We start from the raw sequence: 16,739 nt of genomic DNA on the forward strand, positions 1-16,739 counted from the left end.
GCTTGGGGGCAGCCACTCCAGAGGGGCGGCGGCGGCGCTTGCCGGCTTCCGCAACTCCGCAGGTCCGTCCCTTCAATTTACGCGGCCGAGGGCGGCGCTTCTGAGGCCGTGTAAGTGGAGGGCGGCCGAACGCGCAGCGAGTGCCGATGACCGGAGCTGGGCGTCGGAAGCCCGCGAAGCATCCTCTGGTAGATCCGGCCGTACTCCGCCGCCATGCGGACGGAGGAGAAACGTTCCTCGAACCGGGCACGGACGCCCCTGCGGTCGAGTTGCAGCAATCCGGGAATGGCCGGCACTGCCTCATCGACGTCGGACACGATGCGTCCGGTCAGTCCGTCCTCGACGATTTCCGGGACCGATCCGCAGCGGAAGGCAAGCACCGGCGTGCCACAGGCCATGGCTTCGATCATGACCAGGCCGAAGGGCTCCGGCCAGTCGATCGGAAAAAGCAGCGCTGCCGCTTCGCCGAGAAATTCGCTCTTCGCGTTCTCATTGATCTCGCCGATGAACTCAATTCCCGGCTCGTCCAGCATCGGGGCGATGACACCGCGGAAATAGGCGTCGTCGGCCTTGTCGACCTTCGCAGCTATCTTGAGAGGAAGGCCGGCCGCCCGCGCGATTGCGATGGCGTGGTCGGGACGTTTCTCCGGTGAGATCCGGCCGAGAAACGCCAGATAGCCGCCTTTCGGATTGTAGCTCGGAATGTGCAGATCGAGCGGAAGGCCATGATAGACCGTCGCCACGAAGTTCGCCCCTGGAAGCGGCGATCGTTGCGCATTCGAAATTGAAACCAGCGGCATGTCCGCAAACCGGCGGTAGAACGGCATATGATCCGGAAGATCCTGCCTGCCGTGCAGCGTGGTCAGTGTCCTGCCGCGTTCCGATCGGAACAGCGGAAAATGCAGATAGTCGGAGTGGAAGTGGAGAATGTCGAACTCGTCGGCGCGCTCGCGCACCTTGTCGAGCATGATCATCTGGTGCGGGAGAGCGTCGCGGACGTCGGGGTCGAGGCGCAGCGCGCGAGGCGTGCAGGGAACGAGCTCGGCGGAGGTGATTGAATCCTCGCTCGCGAACAGCGTCACTTGGTGGCCCTGTCGGACCAGCTCCTCGGTCAGCCAGGAAACGACCCGCTCCGTTCCCCCATAGAGCCGGGGCGGGACGCTCTCGAATAGCGGGGCAATCTGTGCAATCCTCATTTCTGACTCTCCGCAATAGCCGCTGCGCCGCACGGGGGCCTCCATCCGCGGGGAAAGCCAGGAGGCAATCCATCTAAGCGAGCCCGGAGTGCGGCCCTCATCTTTTGTAGTGCGCGAACCTCGATCTGGCGGACGCGCTCGCGTGACACGCCGAAAATGGCGGAGAGCTCCTCCAAGGTCTTCGGCTGTTCGGTCAGGAATCGCGCGCCGACGATATGGCGCTCGCGGGGAGTCAGGAGAGCGAGCGCGTCATGCAGCGCGCTCCTTACCTGATTGCTATCCTCCGCTTCCGATAGCAGCGTTTCCGGGTCTGGGGCCGGATCAATCAGCCAGTTCTGGATTTCCTCGGACCCGTCCTCCCGAGTCATGGGCAGGTTGAGCGAAGTGTCACCCCGGATCCTCCCGTTCATCTCGACGACCTCACGCGGAGCTACTTTCAGTTCGCCGGCGATATATTCGGCCTGCTGCGGCGACAGGTCGACGTCCTCGCTTGCAGAAATCCGGTTCTTGAGTTTTCGCAGGTTGAAGAACAGCTTCTTCTGGGCTGCAGTGGTGCCTATTTTCACCAGCGACCAGGACCTGAGAATGTATTCGTGGACCGCCGCCTTGATCCACCACATCGCATAGGTCGCGAGCCGAACGCCTTTCTCGGGCTGGAAGCGCTTCACCGCCACCATCAAGCCGACATTCGCCTCCGAGATCAGGTCGGCGACGGGAAGGCCATAGCCGCGATACCGCAGCGCGAGCTTGGCGGCCAACCGGAGGTGACTTGTGACCAAGCGATAGGCCGCTTCGCGATCGCCGTGCTCGCGCCAGCGGCGCGCGTACATGGCTTCATCGGCCGCACTCAGCAGCGGAAACTTGCGAATGGTGGCGAGGTAGCGGGAGAGCCCGCCATCCGAATGGATCGCGGGCAGATTCGATAGAACCGAAAGGGTGCTCACTCCAATTCCTCCTCAGAGCGAAGTGGGTTTCGAGCTACCGAGCATGGCTTGGGCCCGGAAACGGCGCCCGAGCGCGTCATGCCGGCGGCGTCCACAGAATGTCGAAGCCGGCGATTTGTTCCTTCGAGATTTTGAAAGCCAACCAACCAGATAGCGCGGAGCACGGGCCCTGCCGACCGGGGCGCTGGCGCGGAAGACGCAACTGGGCCCGCCCGGTATCGTGCGAGTTCGGCTTCTTGGCTATTGGGCCGGGCGTCAGAGCGGCATCGCGGCACGACGCCCGAAGTTCTCACGGCGTGACGGTAAAGCTTGTGCTGGCGTAGTCGTCTAGCTGTCCGCCGTAGGGAAGCCCCGCGCGGCGTCAAGAGGCGTCAAGAGGTGAGAGCTTCGTCATGGCGGCTCGCGCGGGTTGTTGCGCAGCGCCAAACGTGACCACCCGCGGCTGGCGTTGGTGCGATGCGCGCGGTCTCTCGAGGTCGGGCCAGGACGGCGGAAAAATGCAAATTTGTGCTCGGGTTCGGTCTTGAAGTCACCCCAGACCCTTCTAGTTCTTGTGGTGCCAAATGTGAGGCGCCGGATGCCGTCAGGGTCCGGCCGAGACCGCCGGAAGTCCCGGCGTTGCCTCTATCCATGTTGCTCAAGGGAGGATGTGGTTATGAGAACTTTCGAAATGTCCCCGTTCTGGCGTTCGAGTGTCGGATTCGACCGCCTGTTCGACTTCGTCAGCAACACTCCGGACGACAGCGACGATTATCCGCTGTACGACATCGCGCGTACCGGCGAGAACCAGTACCAGATCACGCTGGCGCTGGCAGGCTTCAGCCCGGAAGAGATCACCATCACCGCCGAGCAATCGACGCTGACCGTCGAGGGCCGCGAGCCCAACAAGGGTAATCGCGACTACCTGTACCAGGGAATCTCCCTGCAGCCGTTCAGGCGCGTTTTTAACCTGGCGGACTATGTCCAGGTCAAGGATGCGACTTTCGAAAACGGCATGCTGACGATCACTCTAGTTCGGGAACTGCCGGAGGCGATGAAGGCGCGTCGCATCGCGATCGAAACCGCCAGCAACGACAACCAGGAAGTCGAACAGAAGCAGACAGCCTGACGGAGGCCCGTTCGAGGCTGTCGAACCGCCTGTGCGCGGCTTGGCCGCGCGCGGCGGAGCTCTGTCCAGTGAACATGAAGAACAGAAAGGAGGATAACTAATGGCACTACGCGATCTCATTCCGCGGAATAACGGCTCTCGAGAGGTGAGCCTGCACCGCAATGAAGCCAATCCGTTCCTCGCCCTTCACCGCGAGATGAACCGACTGTTCGACGACGCTTTCCGCTCGTTCGATGTCGCTCCGTTCAGCTCTCAGGCGATGGGGTGGCCGAACGTCGAAGTCAACGAGACCGGGAACGAAGTCAAAGTCATCGCTGAACTTCCCGGTCTCGAAGAGAAGGACGTCAACCTCGAACTGAGGGACGGCCTGTTGACCATCAGCGGGGAGAAGAGGAGCGAGACCGAAGACAAGGAGCGCCGCTTTAGCGAGCGCTACTATGGGCGCTTCGAGCGTTCCATCCCGGTCGACGATGTAGATCAGGACAAGGTCGAGGCGTCGTTCAAGAATGGCGTTCTCACCGTGACGCTGCCGAAGTTACCGACCGCGCAGCAGAAGGTGAAACAGATCGCCATCAACAGCAAGTAACCGCGGCACGGGCGGGAGCCCCTCGGGCTTTCGCCCCGCCGGTGGCACTGACAGGTCAAGCGACCTCGAGGCGACTAATCTGTGGAAACAGAGCGAATGGAAAGGAGCCAATGTAGGGAGTTACAACCATGAACACCGTCTGGAAAAAGGACATGATCACGGATGTGATCAACCTTGTAATAGGCCTGGGCTTGTTCGTGTCACCGTGGGCCTTCGGGTTCGCCGATGAAAGTCCCACAAACTGGAATGCCTGGCTGAGCGGCGTCCTGATCGCTGGGCTGGCCGTAGTAGCGCTGGCGATCTTCGCCGAATGGCAGGAGTGGATGGCACTTGCCGCCGGCGCCTGGGTCGCCGTGTCGCCGTGGGTGCTGCTCTTCTCGGCCAAGGCAACGGTGACACCGCTCCACGTCATCGCCGGAATCCTGGTGGCGGCTGTTGCTGCCCTGCGCCTCTGGCAACTGCACCAGAGCCATCCGCGTGTGACGGCTTGATGCTCGGCGAAGGGAGGTTGCTGCCAGCCTCCCTTCGCATTTATCTGCGCGACTGCGCCATTTGCGGGCCAAGCTTGTTGTCCGCGAGATCAACGATGATGGGTGCTGCAATGAAAGCGAACACGCCAAGGGCTTCTCAGTCGGCCGTTGCGCCAAGCAGAGAAGAAGCCGTGCCGCTGACTGCGTGCATGTACACGCTTGATAAGAAGCGTCGCCGAGTCCTTGCGGGCCTTACCCCCGAGGAGACGACCGAATTCGAACTGTTGGATGCTGAGTTTCCGCTCGATGACAAGCCGGCTTGGCGGCCTTCCGATCTACCGCTCTCTCCAAAAGAGCAGCGGTGGCTGGAGCTATTCCGAAGAATGGAGGCCGCGCGGAAGCAGACCGCTGCCTGAAGTCGATTGAGCGGGGTGAGTATGGAGGGTTGGCCGAAAGACGCGTCCTTCGCAGGAATGGGATCTTGGGCAAGGAGCCTGCTCGCCGGCATGCGCGAGAAATGCCGCTCACCCGGCACAGTGAACGACGGTGTGCAGCGGCAACCAGGTCGGCAGATTCTCGCGCGAAAGGCGCCGCCCGGGGCCTCAGGCGACAACGGCCGGGTGGATGATTTTTCTCTTCCGGAAGGATTGAGAAGACCGCGCAAAGGACCGCTCAACAGACATACCGGCCGCAGGCCCAATCGGCGATCCGAACTTCTCCGTTGAGCGCCGGAACAAGGCGCTCGCCGGCTTCCCCAAGGCAAGTCCGCCGGGGGGCAATTTCGGGGTAAGCCCGTCATGCTCACTGATTTCACCATCACCGCCTTTGCAACCCTGTTTGTGGCGATCGGACCCCTCGATACCGCGATCGTGTTCGGCGGCCTGACGGCGGGTGTTCACCGGCCCGAGCGGTTTCGTCTGGCTTGGCAGGCCGTCCTGATCGCCGGAATTGTCCTGCTCGGATTTGCACTGTTCGGCAACCGGGTGCTGGCCGCGCTGCGGGTCTCTCTGGATGCATTTCGAGTTGCGGGCGGCATCCTGCTGTTGTTGCAGGCCATCCAGATGATCTTCGCCCATCCCTCGGGCCTGTCCTCGCTCACCGCGCTCGAGCGGCGTGAGGCAATGGCGCCCGGCGACATCGCGATTTTCCCCCTGGCATTTCCGGTGATCGCCGGACCGGCCGGCCTCACGCGGTTGTTCTGCTGATGGGGCAGGCCGCCGGTGATCCCCTCGGCGCGATGATTGTGCTGGCAGCTATGCTGCTTTGCCTTCTACTAACCTATCTCGGTATGATTTTCACGGACGTCTTGCACCGGGTGTTGAGGGCCACCGGCGCCAACGTGTTGGCGAGGCTCGCCGGCATTGTGCTGGCGACCCTCGCGGTCCAATTCATTTTTGACGGTATTCGAGGTGCTCGGCTCCTCGCAGCCGAGTGAAACCTGATGCCCCCCTCGCGCTTGAGCTTCGGAGAGATCAGCGATTGCGCGCCGCGGCACGCCGAACTGCTGCTCGATGCGCGAGAGCAGCGCGGCGTGACGCTGCAGCAGCGCACGGCCGCCATCGCCGACGGAGGAGGCGCCCACGGCTTCGTCCGGTCTTCGTTGAAACCAACGCGTGCCTAAGTTGTTTGTTGAGTGCCGCGCTAACCGCCCATTGGCCGGGCGTTGGGGGAAGCTGCTCCCGGAGCTTTTGCATCGAGTTTCTGCATGACCAACAAAATTCGCTTCAATGTCGGATATGCTATCGCCGCCATCTTCGCGGTCTTTTTCATCCAATATTTCATCGCAACGGCCACACAAGTTGCCGTCATTCCCTACAGCGAATACCTGCAATTGCTGCATCAGGGGAAAGTCGATGCCGTCGGTATTTCCGATCGCACCCTCCAGGGCACGCTCAAGGAGCCGCTGCCGGGCGGTCAAAAGAGATTTGTGACTACGCGTGTCGACCAGGACGTGGCGCAGGAACTCGAGAAGTATAGCGTCCGGTTCACCGGTCAAATCGAGAGCACCTTCCTGCGCGACCTCCTCTCCTGGGTGATGCCCGTACTGCTATTCGTCGCGCTGTGGTGGTACATCGGCCGTCGCATGGCTGAAGGAGGCGGCCTCGGCGGCGGGCTGATGGCGATCGGCAAGAGCAAGGCCAAGATCTATGTCGAGTCCAACACCGGCGTGACGTTTGCCGATGTCGCGGGCGTCGATGAAGCCAAGGATGAACTTCGCGAGGTAGTCGATTTCCTAAAGAATCCCGCCGACTACGGTCGGCTTGGTGGGCGCATGCCGAAAGGTGTGCTGCTTGTAGGTCCGCCTGGCACAGGCAAGACCTTGCTGGCAAAGGCAGTCGCAGGCGAAGCCCAGGTCCCGTTCTTCTCGATCTCGGGCTCAGAATTCGTCGAGATGTTTGTTGGTGTCGGCGCGGCACGGGTCCGTGATCTGTTCCAGCAAGCACACGAAAAGGCACCGGCAATCATCTTTATCGACGAGCTCGACGCGCTCGGCCGAGCGCGCGGCATCAGCCCGTTTGCTGGAGGGCACGACGAGAAGGAGCAGACGCTCAACCAACTTCTTGTCGAGCTCGACGGCTTCGACTCTCGGTCGGGTCTGGTCATTCTTGCGGCAACCAATCGGCCTGAAATCCTTGACCCCGCGCTGTTACGGGCCGGCCGCTTCGATCGTCAGGTCTTGGTCGATCGTCCCGACAAGAAGGGGCGTATCGCGATACTCAAGGTCCATATGAAAAAGGCGCGGCTCGCCGCCGATGTCGATCCGGAGTGGGTTGCAGCTTTGACGCCGGGATTTACCGGCGCCGACCTAGCTAACCTTGTCAACGAAGCCGCGCTCTTGGCAACGCGCCGCGACGCCGAGGCGGTAAGCATGAGCGACTTCAGTAACGCAGTGGAGCGCATGGTCGCCGGCCTGGAAAAACGTAACCGGCTGCTCAATCCCAAGGAACGCGAGATTGTCGCATTTCATGAGATGGGCCACGCGCTGGTCGCACTTTCCTTGCCCGGTGTTGATCCCGTGCACAAGGTCTCGATTATACCCCGTGGGGTCGGCGCACTCGGCTACACCATCCAGCGGCCGATCGAGGACCGATTCTTGATGACCAAGGAGGAGCTGGAAAACAAAATGGCCGTGCTGCTCGGCGGCCGTGCGGCTGAGCTGATAGTCTTTGGTCATCTATCGACGGGAGCGGCCGACGATCTGCGCCGGGTGACCGACATCGCACGGAGCATGGTGACACGCTATGGCATGTCTGAGAAACTCGGCAGCGTTGCCTATGACCGCGAGCCCGGTAATTTTCTCGCAGGTCCTGACCAGCCTTATCGAGTTCACGAGCGCGGCTACGCGGAGGAGACCGCCGCAGCCGTCGACCGTGAGGTAAAGGATATTGTAGATCAGGTCTTCCAGCGCACCCAAGGAATACTGAACACGCGACGTGCGATCCTGGACCGCGCGGCAAAAAAGCTCCTCGAGAAGGAGACGCTGGAGCAGAGTGAGATTGACCTGCTGATCCGGGAGATGCCGAAGGAAGGCCTCCGGGTGGTTTAACGTCACTCTAATTTGTGCTTTTCGCCGCCGTGCTGTGCTTGCAATGTGCCTCGCCTCGCCCTGACTCTCGACTCTCTTGCCATCACCAAGGGCGTGCTGGGGCCCAGCACCAAGCTTTGCGCTTATCGGATCCCCATGCTGCCGGTCGGCAGCCCGTATCAACGGTCTTGCCATTGAGAAGGTCGGAGCAAGCGAAGACCTTCTGGATACTGGTCGTCGGTCCGCCATCGTCGCCAAGATCTCTGGTCAACGAGTCACTTGAACTCGCCCCGGAGGGTTCTAATTCAATGTATAGCCGAACCGCGGTTCGGCTCATTGGAGCATGACCAGGAGGCAAGCGCGCAGAGCGCTTAAGAAGTTGAGGAAAGGGACATGAGAAAGCTTGCTCTTGCAGTGGTCGCGGCGGCAACGCTCCTCATCGGATCGGTTGCGCCGGCCTCGGCCCATTGGCGTCACCATGGCTGGGGCGGTCCGGGTATCGGCCCCGGGCTTGCTCTCGGATTGTTCGCTGGAACACTAGCGGCCGCCACCGCACCCCCGGTCTATTATGGACCGGTCTACGGCCCGCCACCCTACTACTACGGCCGCCCGTATCGGGTAGACCGCTACTATCCGCCGGTCTATCCCTACTGGTACGGCTGGTGACGAAGAGAAGGCCCGGTTCCTGCCGGGCCTTCTATCAAAGTCCCGCGTGCGCGAGCTCAACCGAGCGGGCGTGCCCTACCATGTCGTGGATGGCCTGCATGAGTAGCCAGGGGCGCTACTGAATCGTGCAAAGCTGCCGTGCACATCGATTGCACCAGCGGCTATTCCGTGCGTGCCCACAGCGCCTCTTCGGTCGCTATGGACCGCCACCGAAAGCGGCTGAGGGAATCCTGCTGGCCGTCATTGGGCAATTGAACATTCATGTTTTCGTTGCTCAACATCATGCGGCCATTGTGAGGGAAATAGACATGCTCCACCTCGCTCCCCGCTTCACAGACGGACGGCGCAGCCGGCCGGCCTCGTCACTGTGGCATCTCGGACACCTTCGAGCCCGCGTGGCTGATTTCGCTGGGGTGCCGGGCGGGTTAACGATGAAGTCCTGGGCCGAACGAGCGGGAGGAAATCCAGGCATTGCGAAGCTGACAAAAGACATGCTGGATCTGGCCAAGCACATCGTGAACCAGAAGGCGGGTCGGTTCGAGCCGGAGAAGTTCGAGGATCACTATGAGACCGCGCTGATCGAGCTCATCAACCAGAAGCGCGCCGGCAAGCCCATCACGCCGAAATCCAAGCCGGCTACGGGCAACGTCGTCGATCTGATGGAGGCGCTGCGGCGGAGCGTCGGCGGCGCCGCGGCCCAGGCTCCGAAGAAGTCGGCCAAAAAGCCGCGTAAGGCGGCGGCCGGTCAGAAGGAAATGCTGATGCCGATCGCCGGCAAGAAGCCTAAGGAGGCGGCGGCGAAGAAGCCGGCAGCCAGGCCGCAGCGGAAGTCGGCGTAGAACTCTCTTGGCGCGGCCCTTGGTCCGCGCTTACGCACAGGAGCGGATATCAACTAACGATCCCCGCCGAAATCGTCGAAAATGGCCCTAAGCCGAACGATCAGACTCGGTCCCCTCGATTTCGATTTGGCAATGAACCAACGCATTGCAGGATCAATCTTCATCAAGAAAGCCTCCCATATTGCGCATCGAATCCGGCAGCAACGGAGGAGAACCCAAATGACATCATTCGTCCTTATCCCCGGGGCGGGCGGCGTAGCTTGGTATTGGCACCGCGCCGTGCCGCTCATTCGCGCGGCGGGGCATGAACCCATCGCGGTCGATCTACCAGGCGATGACAGGCGCGCCGGTCTCGCAATATATGCGGACATCGTCATCCGTGCGATCGCGGAACGAAGCGACCTTGTTCTGGTCGCTCAGTCGCTGGCGGGCTTCACCGCGCCCCTTGTTTGCGCCCGCGTCCCGGTGCGGATGGTCGTGTTCGTCAACGCGATGATTCCAAAGCCGGGCGAGACCGCTGGCGCGTGGTGGGACGCAACTGGAGCGGTCGAGGCGAGGGAGCAAGCTGCGGCGCTGCGCGGCTATGCGACGGAATTCGACGTAGCAACGTACTTTCTGCACGACGTGCCGCAGGACGTGCTTCGCACCGGCCCAGAGCAACCACGCCAGGAAGCCGAGACCATCTTCCGCGAACCCTGTCGCTTCGAGCGCTGGCCCGACGTCCCCATTCATGTTCTTGCCGGACGAGACGACCGCTTTTTCCCGATCGAGTTTCAACGGCGTGTCGCGCGTGAAAGGCTCGGAAAGGAGGTGGAGGAAATTCCTGGTGGTCATCTCGTCGCATTATCGAATGCGGAAGGGCTGACCGAGCGCCTCCTTGCGTATGAGAAGGGGCTGACACGCTAGTCCCTTTTCCTTGTCGTTCAGCACAAAGCCAAAATTGTCTGCTGGCCAAGGCGGCGGGGCGGACAGCCCGCATGCTTCTCTGCGACGCAGACGGCAGGCTACGCCCGGCACTGCAGTTTTGCGCTGTAACACTACTCCCCTAGCGCAGCGTGTGAGCCGCGCGACTTGGCGACAAGCGCGCCGACATAGTCTTCGAGCGTGGTCTTTCCGCGTTCGAAGGGCTCCGACATGGCAAAGCCGCTATCGACGCTGACCGCGGTCATTCGCGCATAGGACTCGGCCGCTGCGGCAGAGAAGCCCAGCTTCCTGTAAACCGCGATCCATTGATCGCGCGGTATGACCTCGACTTTTACCGGACTGCCGAGCGCGGCCGCGAAGGCGTCCGCGACATCCTGCGGCGAATACCGGTCGGGTCCTTCGACGTAATGCACATCCTGATCGCCGGGCGGCTCCAGCAGATGGCGCGCGGCCGCTTTGCCGAGATCGGCAGGCGCGACCATCGGGATCTTCATGTCTCCCGGCAGCATGGTCGGCAACACGCCGTCCTTCGCCGCATCGAGCAGCCCGTCCCAATTGCTCATGTAGTAGGCGCCTCGCTGGATGGTCGCTGGTATCGGTTGTGCGGCAAGCGCCTGCTCGAAATCGTAGAGGACATTGAGATCGCCGCAGCGCTCGCCCGGCTGGGCGCCATAGGTGGATGCGGCCACGACCTTCTCGAGCCCGGATCCTTCGAGCGCCGCGACGATGCTCCGAACATTAGCATGTTCCTCACGATCGGTGTCGCTCGAGACATTGGCGTTCGGGTTGAGCAGGAAAGCGCGCGTGCCAGTTCTGAACACCTCACGTAAGTCATCGCGGTCGCGTACGTCCACGACCGCAGTGTGTGCGCCGCGTTCGCGCCAACCGGCAGCGCTGTCGCTGGTGTGAAGCACTGCCGTGACCGGCCGACCCGCATTCAGCAACGTCGACGCCACGTCCGATCCGACACGACCATTTGCACCGATTACGATGAACACCGCTCCACTCCATAAGGCTGAGTCGGATAAATATTCCGCTTCGCGCAAGGTTCCGTAGTCGAGGCCAATCCGGATAATGGAACGAGCGCGAACCACAGTCGCGTTGCCTCATTCCGCTTGCCAGGGCGACGCACGGGCTGGCACAGTAGACGGCGACAGGCGCGGTTTTTGACCCCATGAACAGGCTCTATCCGCTGGTTCTGGAGCACCGGCTTCCGAGCCCGGTCCGGTACGGTATCTCCGCATGCGTCATGGTAGTCTGCGCCGTGCCTGCAGATGGCGCTCCAGATGCAGACCGGGATGCCCGGCCATTTCCTGCTGCTCCCCGGCGTCTTTCTGTCCGGTCTGATCTTCGATCGCGGCTCCGGAATCTTCGCCGCGATCATCGCGGTCGGCGTCGGCCTATATCTTAGCTACGCAAACAGCTTCGGCATCGATTTCCTCGCGACGAACGCGCTCTTCGCGATCACTGCGGCCGGCACGGCGACCGTCGCCGAACTTATGCGCGCCGAGCTCCGGCGGGTCGCGCTCGCGGACAAGACCAAGACCGTGCTGCTGCAGGAGATGGCGCACCGGACGAAGAACAATCTTGCGATCCTCGGCGGAATGATCCGGCTGGAGGCCAGGCACGGCGGGCCCGAGGTCGCGGCCGCGCTGGAGACCACCGCACGACGGCTACAGGTGATGGCCGAGGTCTACGACCATCTCTCGATCAAGGAGGACTCGCGGTCGGTCAATATGCGCTACTTTCTGAGCGAGGTGGTGGAGAAGGTCTTCCAGGCCTTGGCTCCGTCGGGGCCGGTTGCCTTCCAGATGCATTGCGACGACCTCTCCCTGCCGAACAGCCATGCGCTCGCGATTGGCATGATCACGAACGAACTTGTCACGAACTCCCTGAAGTATGCGTTTCCCGGCGAGAGGCCGGGTCACATCGTCGTCTCGTTCTCGAGCGGGAACGGCATCGAACTTTCGGTCGCCGACAACGGCGTCGGTCTTTCGGACGCAGCCGATCCGGGCGGGGTGGGCTCGCGGATCGTCCAGCTCCTCGCCCAGCAACTGGAGGGGGAAATCGCCTACGAACGACTCCGGCCGGGGCTACGCGTCCGGGTGCGGGTGCGTCCGCCTTAGCCGGGCTGCTCCGTCTCCGACGCTCGGAGGCGCTCCAGCGCAGATTTCAGGGAAGGCGGAAGATCGCTCTCGACCCGAAGCAGCGGGCGCAGCCGCTCGCCAATCTCCTCCGCGATCGCGCGGCTCTGGTGGGCGTCGATGGAGATCGGGCTCCGCATGCCGTGGTCCTCGATCTTGTCACATTTTCGAGGCCGGTCTGTTGCGGCATCGGCAGAGTTCCGCAGAGCGAATCGCCGCCCACGACTCCGAACGCTGATTCCGCGGGTCAACGAGAGTAACCGTTCGCGCCGGCGCGACCGGTCAGTCGCGCCTCACGGCTTGGGACTGGACTCAATTCAGAGCAGCGCCAAGACAGCGACCACCACGACTACACCCGTCGCGGTCACGCACCAGCATGACAGTTCGAGAACTCGCATGATCAGCCCCGGTTTGAAGGGCCTGCCCTGCCGGGGACGCTATATCGGGAACTCGGACCGCGGAACCGCAACTTTTTCATGCCGTATGTGTTCACGGCAGGGGCGCAGGACACGCGAGGCATGCCGATGCCCCTAATGCCAGTAGGTCATGTGTTTCTCACAGTGGTGATCATGACCCTTGCCTTCCTGGGCGAGGTTGCGGTCTTTGCTCTTCTCGGAATCTTCTGACCGCTCCGGACGCGGCTCGCGCAAGCATCGCAGGGATCCGGAGTGCGCGTCATGGCGCAGCGCACCGGATTGCTACGGACCTCACTTCGCGTGATTCTTTACGATTTCGGCTTAGATTTCGGCTCGATGGACAGCGACTATGACCCCGAGCGCGAAGCCGAAGCGGCGATGAAGCTGGCCGCGGCAATCGATGGACCGGAACGGCAACGCTGGATCGGCCTCGCGATGGCGTGGCAGGAAATCGCTCGCATGCGGTCGCCCTCGATGTTCCGCGCCGGCAGCGAAGAAGAAGCCGCCTAGTCGCAATCCGGCGGGCACTCCGGGCAGGTGTCGCCGATGGAATTCAGGACATCGCGAATTTCGGCGACGGCTTTGTCCGGAGGGATGCCTGCCGGCGGATCCCGGCGTGCGACGTCGAAGGCGTGCTCGCGGGCATGCGGATCGGCGCGGTCCTGCATCCAACCGTGCTCCTCGCATTCGCGGATGGCGCCCGCCTCCTGCAGCACGAAGATCGCCCAGCCGCGTAGCGTCCGGATCGCCGGCCGTCTGTCCCTGGTCATCAGCATCGAGATCGCTCCTGCCGGGACGAATCCTTCCGCCCTCTCGGTCGTTCCGGGCGGTTAGCACGGGTCAGGGATTCGCAATCGGCGGGGCTGAGGCTTGTCCACGTGTTCCGTGGCGCCTGTGCAGAACGCTACGTCGCCAGCGCGGGATCTTCCTTCACGCCGCGAGCGACGATCCGCAGCGTGCCGTCCGGAAGGGGCCGCTGCAGCTTCAGGGCTTCTTCTGACGGCGCGGTCATCCAGGTCTCGACCTCGTCGGGCGTTGTCAGGATCACCGGCATCGCCTTGGGATGGATCGCGCCGACCTCGGCGTTGGCCTCCGTCGTCAGGAAGGCGTAGAGGTCGTTGGTGGTCTCGCCTTCCTTCACTTTCCGCACGGACGTCCAGGTGGTCCAGATGCCGGCGAAGCAGGCGATCGGGCGGGTCTCGTCGAGCGCGAACCAGATGTCGCCGCCCTCCGCCTTGTTGAACTCGCTGAACGAATTGAAGGGAACGACGCAGCGGTGCTCCGGCCCTAGCCAGCGAGTCCAATGCTTCGACGTCACGTTCCGGATGTTGGTCGTGCCGCCGTCGGGCTCCATCCGGAGCAATTCCTTGAAATCCACCGGCTTGCCCTTGGCCTGCAGTTTCTCAGCGCGCTTCTTCGTCGCGTCCATGAGCGCCTTCGACGACGACGGCATGCCCCAGCGCGCGGTAACGAACTCCCGGCCCTCGGCGCCATTGCGAACGATTGGTGCCTTGTAGTCCGGAAAGACGCCGGGCATCGGCGCCAGGTTGCCGACGTAGCGGTTGACGACACGGAACAGCGCGCTGATGGCGGCCTGGTTGGTGGTGATCGAGTATAGGTTACAGATGTGGACGGCCCCCCCGCTTGTCAGGATTTTAGCAGACTTCTGGCCAGATCGCTTGCTATCAGATGTCCGGCCTGTTTGCGCGGACAAAGCCCGCTGGCCAAGATGGTGTTCGCTACGCACGCTCCAAGCACATAGGCGACATTCGTGATGCCAGTGTAATCTACGGAAGCTCGCGCGTATTGACCGATCGGTCCTTCCATCTACTGCGTCCTGCAAGTTCGTGGGTCATCCGGCGAGCAATCTCGGCCGGTACACTGAGTTCAGATCAGATGGGCATGGCGGCTACCGGCCGGTTGTACACGCCACCCGATATCATCAAGCGCCAGGCGATACGGGCGAACTTGTTGGCTAAGGCCACCGCGACTAACTTCGGCGGCTTTCGCTCCAGCAGCGAAGTGAGCCAGGGTGTCGGCTTATGACGGCCCTTTCGAATGTGCCTCAGCAGCGCGGTCGCGCCGACAATCAACGTCGATCGGAGCATTGAATCTCCGGCCTTTGTGATACCGCCATATCGTTGCCGGCCGCCAGTTGAGTGATCCTTGGGGGTCAGTCCGAGCCAAGCCGCGAAGTCGCGGCCTGATCTGAACGTCTCCGGCGGGGGCGCCTTCATGCTTAGCATGGACGACCCAATCGGACCGACGCCAGGAATCGTCGCGATCCGCCTGCTGACATCATCCTCACGATGCCACTTCATCAGCTTGGCTTCGATCTTTGCCAGGCGGGCTTCGACCGCGGCATACTCCTCCGCCTGAAGGCGGAAGAGATCCCGCGCCATTTCCGGTAAGTTGTCATCCTCGAGCACCCGCTTGATAAGTGCCGTGACGTTCTGCCGACCGGCGGGGCCAACGATGCCAAACTCAGCCGCATAACTCCTGAAGGCATTAGAAAGCTGCGACTTCACGCTGACCAGGCGTTCCCGCACGGTCATCAACATGCAGGCCGCTTGCCGTTCTTTTGACTTCACCGGTACAAACCGCATACTCGGCCGGGTGACCGCCTCGCACAGCGCCTCGGCATCGGCCGCGTCGTTCTTGCCGCGCTTTACGTAAGCCTTCACATATTGGGGCGGGATCAGCTTCACTTCATGACCAAACGACTGCAGCAGGCGCGCCCAGTGATGCGAACTGCCGCAGGACTCAATGGCGACGAGGACCGGCGGAAGGCGCTCGAAGTAGCGGATCATCTCGGCTCGCCGAAACTGCCGCCGGACGACTACTGCCTCGTTCTCGTCAACACCGTGAAGCTGGAAGACCGACTTGGAAGTGTCCATACCGATACGAATGGGAAGATTCATCAGACTTTCCTCTCATCTAGCTATGACGCCAGAGCGCCATAGAACCGTGGGGATGAGAGGCCGTCCACACCAGCACATTCAGGCTTCCGGGTCCTGATGTCGGGCTCGCTGCGAGAGCTGTAGCAGCGTCGCGGGCGGTCGGCGACCAGCCTTTGCGCACTTGCTGCACCGGAGCCTACTCGCGAGATCATGGACGGCCGTCGTGGGCGGATGGCGCAGAGCGGCCATGTCGACCTCACGTTCGCCTTGCATCTCGAGCATTCGATTTCGAGCCAAGGATAGCCACCGTTGATCGCCTGGTCGACAGTCGGCGACGGGTCGATCGGACCGCCGTCGGCCCACATGCGCTCGTTCCAGCTTTCGCACGCCAGCTTGTCCGCGGTCCGGATCAGAGCCTCCCCCTTGTCCCGAGCCTCCGCCGACTGCGCAGCGAGGATCGTTGTCATCGCGCGTGCCCTCCCCAGCTCCTTGCTGAGCGCCTTTCGGTCGCCTCCGGATAGCGGTGTCGGATGGTGCTTGGGTGCCATGGGCCGTCTGCCGGCTAGACGTCGTACGATGGCCAGCAGCCGTCTTCCTCATGGCGACCTGTCCGGATCGTGCACGTGTTGTCCAGCAGGCGCTGGCCGACATCCCGCCAGATCGCGACCTGCCCGTACAGCCGGATGGCATCGGCCTTTTGGGTCTCGACGGTACGGCCGCAGCGCCGGCAACTCACCCTCAGCAAATGCTGAGGAATTTCGTCCAGCCGCAGGGCGCGTCCGGATGCACGGTGGACCGGATTGGCCCCGTCGGCGCGAGGGTCGTCTAGAAGCGCCTGCCAGTATTCAGGCGGCAGGTCGTCGCTCGGCGCCGGTCCGGGCGTGGCAGGTGCCTTTCTGCCGACGGCGGCGGCCATCCGTTCCATCTGCTTTCGGGTCGGCATGCGCCAGCTTGCTGGTCTGTCGGTCATCTCGAACTAGAACATATCATGAACATAAGAGTCCAGTCCGCCCGAAGAGC

At 62.4% G+C, this 16,739-nt stretch carries 19 protein-coding genes and 2 pseudogenes; 12 read left to right on the forward strand and 9 right to left on the reverse strand.

The genetic code is table 11. From position 1 onward, the window contains the following. Positions 1-77: 77 nt before the first annotated feature. Positions 78-1,196 carry a glycosyltransferase family 4 protein gene (locus tag QA649_RS37300; RefSeq protein ID WP_283021510.1) on the reverse strand — a complete coding sequence of 373 codons (1,119 nt, stop codon included), beginning with the start codon at positions 1,194-1,196 and terminating at the stop codon, positions 78-80. Further along, complete coding sequence (gene rpoH / locus QA649_RS37305; RefSeq protein ID WP_283021511.1) at positions 1,193-2,140, reverse strand: RNA polymerase sigma factor RpoH; 948 nt, start codon at positions 2,138-2,140, stop codon at positions 1,193-1,195. Before rpoH ends, QA649_RS37300 begins: the two co-directional genes overlap by 4 nt. Positions 2,141-2,795: 655 nt before the next feature. Between rpoH and QA649_RS37310 the strand changes: the two genes are divergently transcribed. From QA649_RS37310 to QA649_RS37355, 10 genes and pseudogenes are all read left to right on the forward strand, one after another. Then, positions 2,796-3,248, forward strand: a complete 453-nt coding sequence (locus QA649_RS37310) for an Hsp20 family protein (protein WP_283021512.1) — start codon at positions 2,796-2,798, stop codon at positions 3,246-3,248. Between the two features lie 100 nt (positions 3,249-3,348). After that, on the forward strand, positions 3,349-3,834 hold the full coding sequence (locus QA649_RS37315) for an Hsp20/alpha crystallin family protein (protein WP_283021513.1): 486 nt from the start codon (positions 3,349-3,351) through the stop codon (positions 3,832-3,834). A 128-nt stretch (positions 3,835-3,962) separates the two neighbouring features. Beyond that, entirely contained in the window at positions 3,963-4,325 is a 363-nt protein-coding gene (locus tag QA649_RS37320; protein ID WP_283021514.1) for an SPW repeat protein, read from the forward strand. A gap of 95 nt (positions 4,326-4,420) precedes the next feature. After that, the gene (locus QA649_RS37325) at positions 4,421-4,720 is read left to right on the forward strand and encodes a hypothetical protein (protein ID WP_283021515.1); all 300 of its coding nucleotides are present in this window, start codon (positions 4,421-4,423) and stop codon (positions 4,718-4,720) included. A 381-nt stretch (positions 4,721-5,101) separates the two neighbouring features. Then, complete coding sequence (locus QA649_RS37330; protein ID WP_283021516.1) at positions 5,102-5,509, forward strand: MarC family protein; 408 nt, start codon at positions 5,102-5,104, stop codon at positions 5,507-5,509. 32 nt (positions 5,510-5,541) lie between these two features. Further along, on the forward strand, positions 5,542-5,739 hold the full coding sequence (locus QA649_RS37335; RefSeq protein WP_283026189.1) for a MarC family protein: 198 nt from the start codon (positions 5,542-5,544) through the stop codon (positions 5,737-5,739). 270 nt (positions 5,740-6,009) lie between these two features. Continuing rightward, positions 6,010-7,851 (forward strand): ATP-dependent zinc metalloprotease FtsH, encoded by a 1,842-nt coding sequence (gene ftsH / locus QA649_RS37340; RefSeq protein WP_283021517.1) that lies wholly within the window; start codon positions 6,010-6,012, stop codon positions 7,849-7,851. Positions 7,852-8,223: 372 nt separating this feature from the next. Continuing rightward, positions 8,224-8,496, forward strand: coding sequence for a hypothetical protein (locus QA649_RS37345; RefSeq protein WP_283021518.1), 273 nt, complete (start codon positions 8,224-8,226; stop codon positions 8,494-8,496). 476 nt (positions 8,497-8,972) lie between these two features. Then, positions 8,973-9,335 (forward strand): annotated as a pseudogene (locus QA649_RS37350) (Ku protein); the annotation flags it as partial. A 219-nt stretch (positions 9,336-9,554) separates the two neighbouring features. Next, positions 9,555-10,241, forward strand: coding sequence for an alpha/beta fold hydrolase (locus QA649_RS37355; RefSeq protein WP_283021519.1), 687 nt, complete (start codon positions 9,555-9,557; stop codon positions 10,239-10,241). A 131-nt stretch (positions 10,242-10,372) separates the two neighbouring features. Here the strand turns inward: QA649_RS37355 and QA649_RS37360 are convergent, their stop codons facing one another. Further along, positions 10,373-11,305 carry an NmrA family NAD(P)-binding protein gene (locus QA649_RS37360; RefSeq protein ID WP_283021520.1) on the reverse strand — a complete coding sequence of 311 codons (933 nt, stop codon included), beginning with the start codon at positions 11,303-11,305 and terminating at the stop codon, positions 10,373-10,375. Between the two features lie 228 nt (positions 11,306-11,533). Here QA649_RS37360 and QA649_RS37365 point away from each other — a divergent pair, with 228 nt between their 5' ends. Further along, positions 11,534-12,385, forward strand: a complete 852-nt coding sequence (locus QA649_RS37365; protein ID WP_283021521.1) for a sensor histidine kinase — start codon at positions 11,534-11,536, stop codon at positions 12,383-12,385. Here the strand turns inward: QA649_RS37365 and QA649_RS37370 are convergent. After that, positions 12,382-12,543, reverse strand: coding sequence for a hypothetical protein (locus tag QA649_RS37370; protein ID WP_283021522.1), 162 nt, complete (start codon positions 12,541-12,543; stop codon positions 12,382-12,384). The genes QA649_RS37365 and QA649_RS37370 overlap by 4 nt on opposite strands. Before the next feature lie 537 nt (positions 12,544-13,080). Between QA649_RS37370 and QA649_RS37375 the strand changes: the two genes are divergently transcribed. Then, positions 13,081-13,329 (forward strand): hypothetical protein, encoded by a 249-nt coding sequence (locus tag QA649_RS37375; protein WP_283021523.1) that lies wholly within the window; start codon positions 13,081-13,083, stop codon positions 13,327-13,329. Here QA649_RS37375 and QA649_RS37380 read toward each other — a convergent pair. The 5 genes and pseudogenes from QA649_RS37380 to QA649_RS37400 form a co-directional block, all read right to left on the reverse strand. Beyond that, complete coding sequence (locus tag QA649_RS37380) at positions 13,326-13,595, reverse strand: hypothetical protein (RefSeq protein ID WP_283021524.1); 270 nt, start codon at positions 13,593-13,595, stop codon at positions 13,326-13,328. The two genes, QA649_RS37375 and QA649_RS37380, sit on opposite strands and share 4 nt — an antisense overlap. Before the next feature lie 128 nt (positions 13,596-13,723). Then, entirely contained in the window at positions 13,724-14,446 is a 723-nt protein-coding gene (locus QA649_RS37385; protein WP_283026190.1) for an SOS response-associated peptidase, read from the reverse strand. A gap of 265 nt (positions 14,447-14,711) precedes the next feature. After that, entirely contained in the window at positions 14,712-15,740 is a 1,029-nt protein-coding gene (locus tag QA649_RS37390; protein ID WP_283019331.1) for an IS110 family transposase, read from the reverse strand. Positions 15,741-15,818: 78 nt separating this feature from the next. Beyond that, positions 15,819-16,267, reverse strand: a pseudogene (locus tag QA649_RS37395) (hypothetical protein). 14 nt (positions 16,268-16,281) lie between these two features. After that, positions 16,282-16,689, reverse strand: a complete 408-nt coding sequence (locus QA649_RS37400) for a hypothetical protein (RefSeq protein ID WP_283021525.1) — start codon at positions 16,687-16,689, stop codon at positions 16,282-16,284. Positions 16,690-16,739: the final 50 nt, after the last annotated feature.

The sequence above is a fragment of the Bradyrhizobium sp. CB1717 genome, from assembly GCF_029714325.1.
Taxonomy (GTDB): Bacteria; Pseudomonadota; Alphaproteobacteria; order Rhizobiales; family Xanthobacteraceae; genus Bradyrhizobium.

Coding starts and splice junctions, on each gene's coding strand:
- QA649_RS37300 (WP_283021510.1), bottom strand. CDS start 1,196: ATGAGGATTGCACAGATTGCCCCGCTATTCGAGAGCGTCCCGCCCCGG.
- QA649_RS37310 (WP_283021512.1), top strand. CDS start 2,796: ATGAGAACTTTCGAAATGTCCCCGTTCTGGCGTTCGAGTGTCGGATTC.
- QA649_RS37315 (WP_283021513.1), top strand. CDS start 3,349: ATGGCACTACGCGATCTCATTCCGCGGAATAACGGCTCTCGAGAGGTG.
- QA649_RS37320 (WP_283021514.1), top strand. CDS start 3,963: ATGAACACCGTCTGGAAAAAGGACATGATCACGGATGTGATCAACCTT.
- QA649_RS37325 (WP_283021515.1), top strand. CDS start 4,421: ATGATGGGTGCTGCAATGAAAGCGAACACGCCAAGGGCTTCTCAGTCG.
- QA649_RS37330 (WP_283021516.1), top strand. CDS start 5,102: ATGCTCACTGATTTCACCATCACCGCCTTTGCAACCCTGTTTGTGGCG.
- QA649_RS37335 (WP_283026189.1), top strand. CDS start 5,542: ATGATTGTGCTGGCAGCTATGCTGCTTTGCCTTCTACTAACCTATCTC.
- ftsH (WP_283021517.1), top strand. CDS start 6,010: ATGACCAACAAAATTCGCTTCAATGTCGGATATGCTATCGCCGCCATC.
- QA649_RS37345 (WP_283021518.1), top strand. CDS start 8,224: ATGAGAAAGCTTGCTCTTGCAGTGGTCGCGGCGGCAACGCTCCTCATC.
- QA649_RS37355 (WP_283021519.1), top strand. CDS start 9,555: ATGACATCATTCGTCCTTATCCCCGGGGCGGGCGGCGTAGCTTGGTAT.
- QA649_RS37365 (WP_283021521.1), top strand. CDS start 11,534: ATGGCGCTCCAGATGCAGACCGGGATGCCCGGCCATTTCCTGCTGCTC.
- QA649_RS37370 (WP_283021522.1), bottom strand. CDS start 12,543: ATGCGGAGCCCGATCTCCATCGACGCCCACCAGAGCCGCGCGATCGCG.
- QA649_RS37375 (WP_283021523.1), top strand. CDS start 13,081: ATGGCGCAGCGCACCGGATTGCTACGGACCTCACTTCGCGTGATTCTT.
- QA649_RS37380 (WP_283021524.1), bottom strand. CDS start 13,595: ATGCTGATGACCAGGGACAGACGGCCGGCGATCCGGACGCTACGCGGC.
- QA649_RS37390 (WP_283019331.1), bottom strand. CDS start 15,740: ATGAATCTTCCCATTCGTATCGGTATGGACACTTCCAAGTCGGTCTTC.
- QA649_RS37400 (WP_283021525.1), bottom strand. CDS start 16,689: ATGACCGACAGACCAGCAAGCTGGCGCATGCCGACCCGAAAGCAGATG.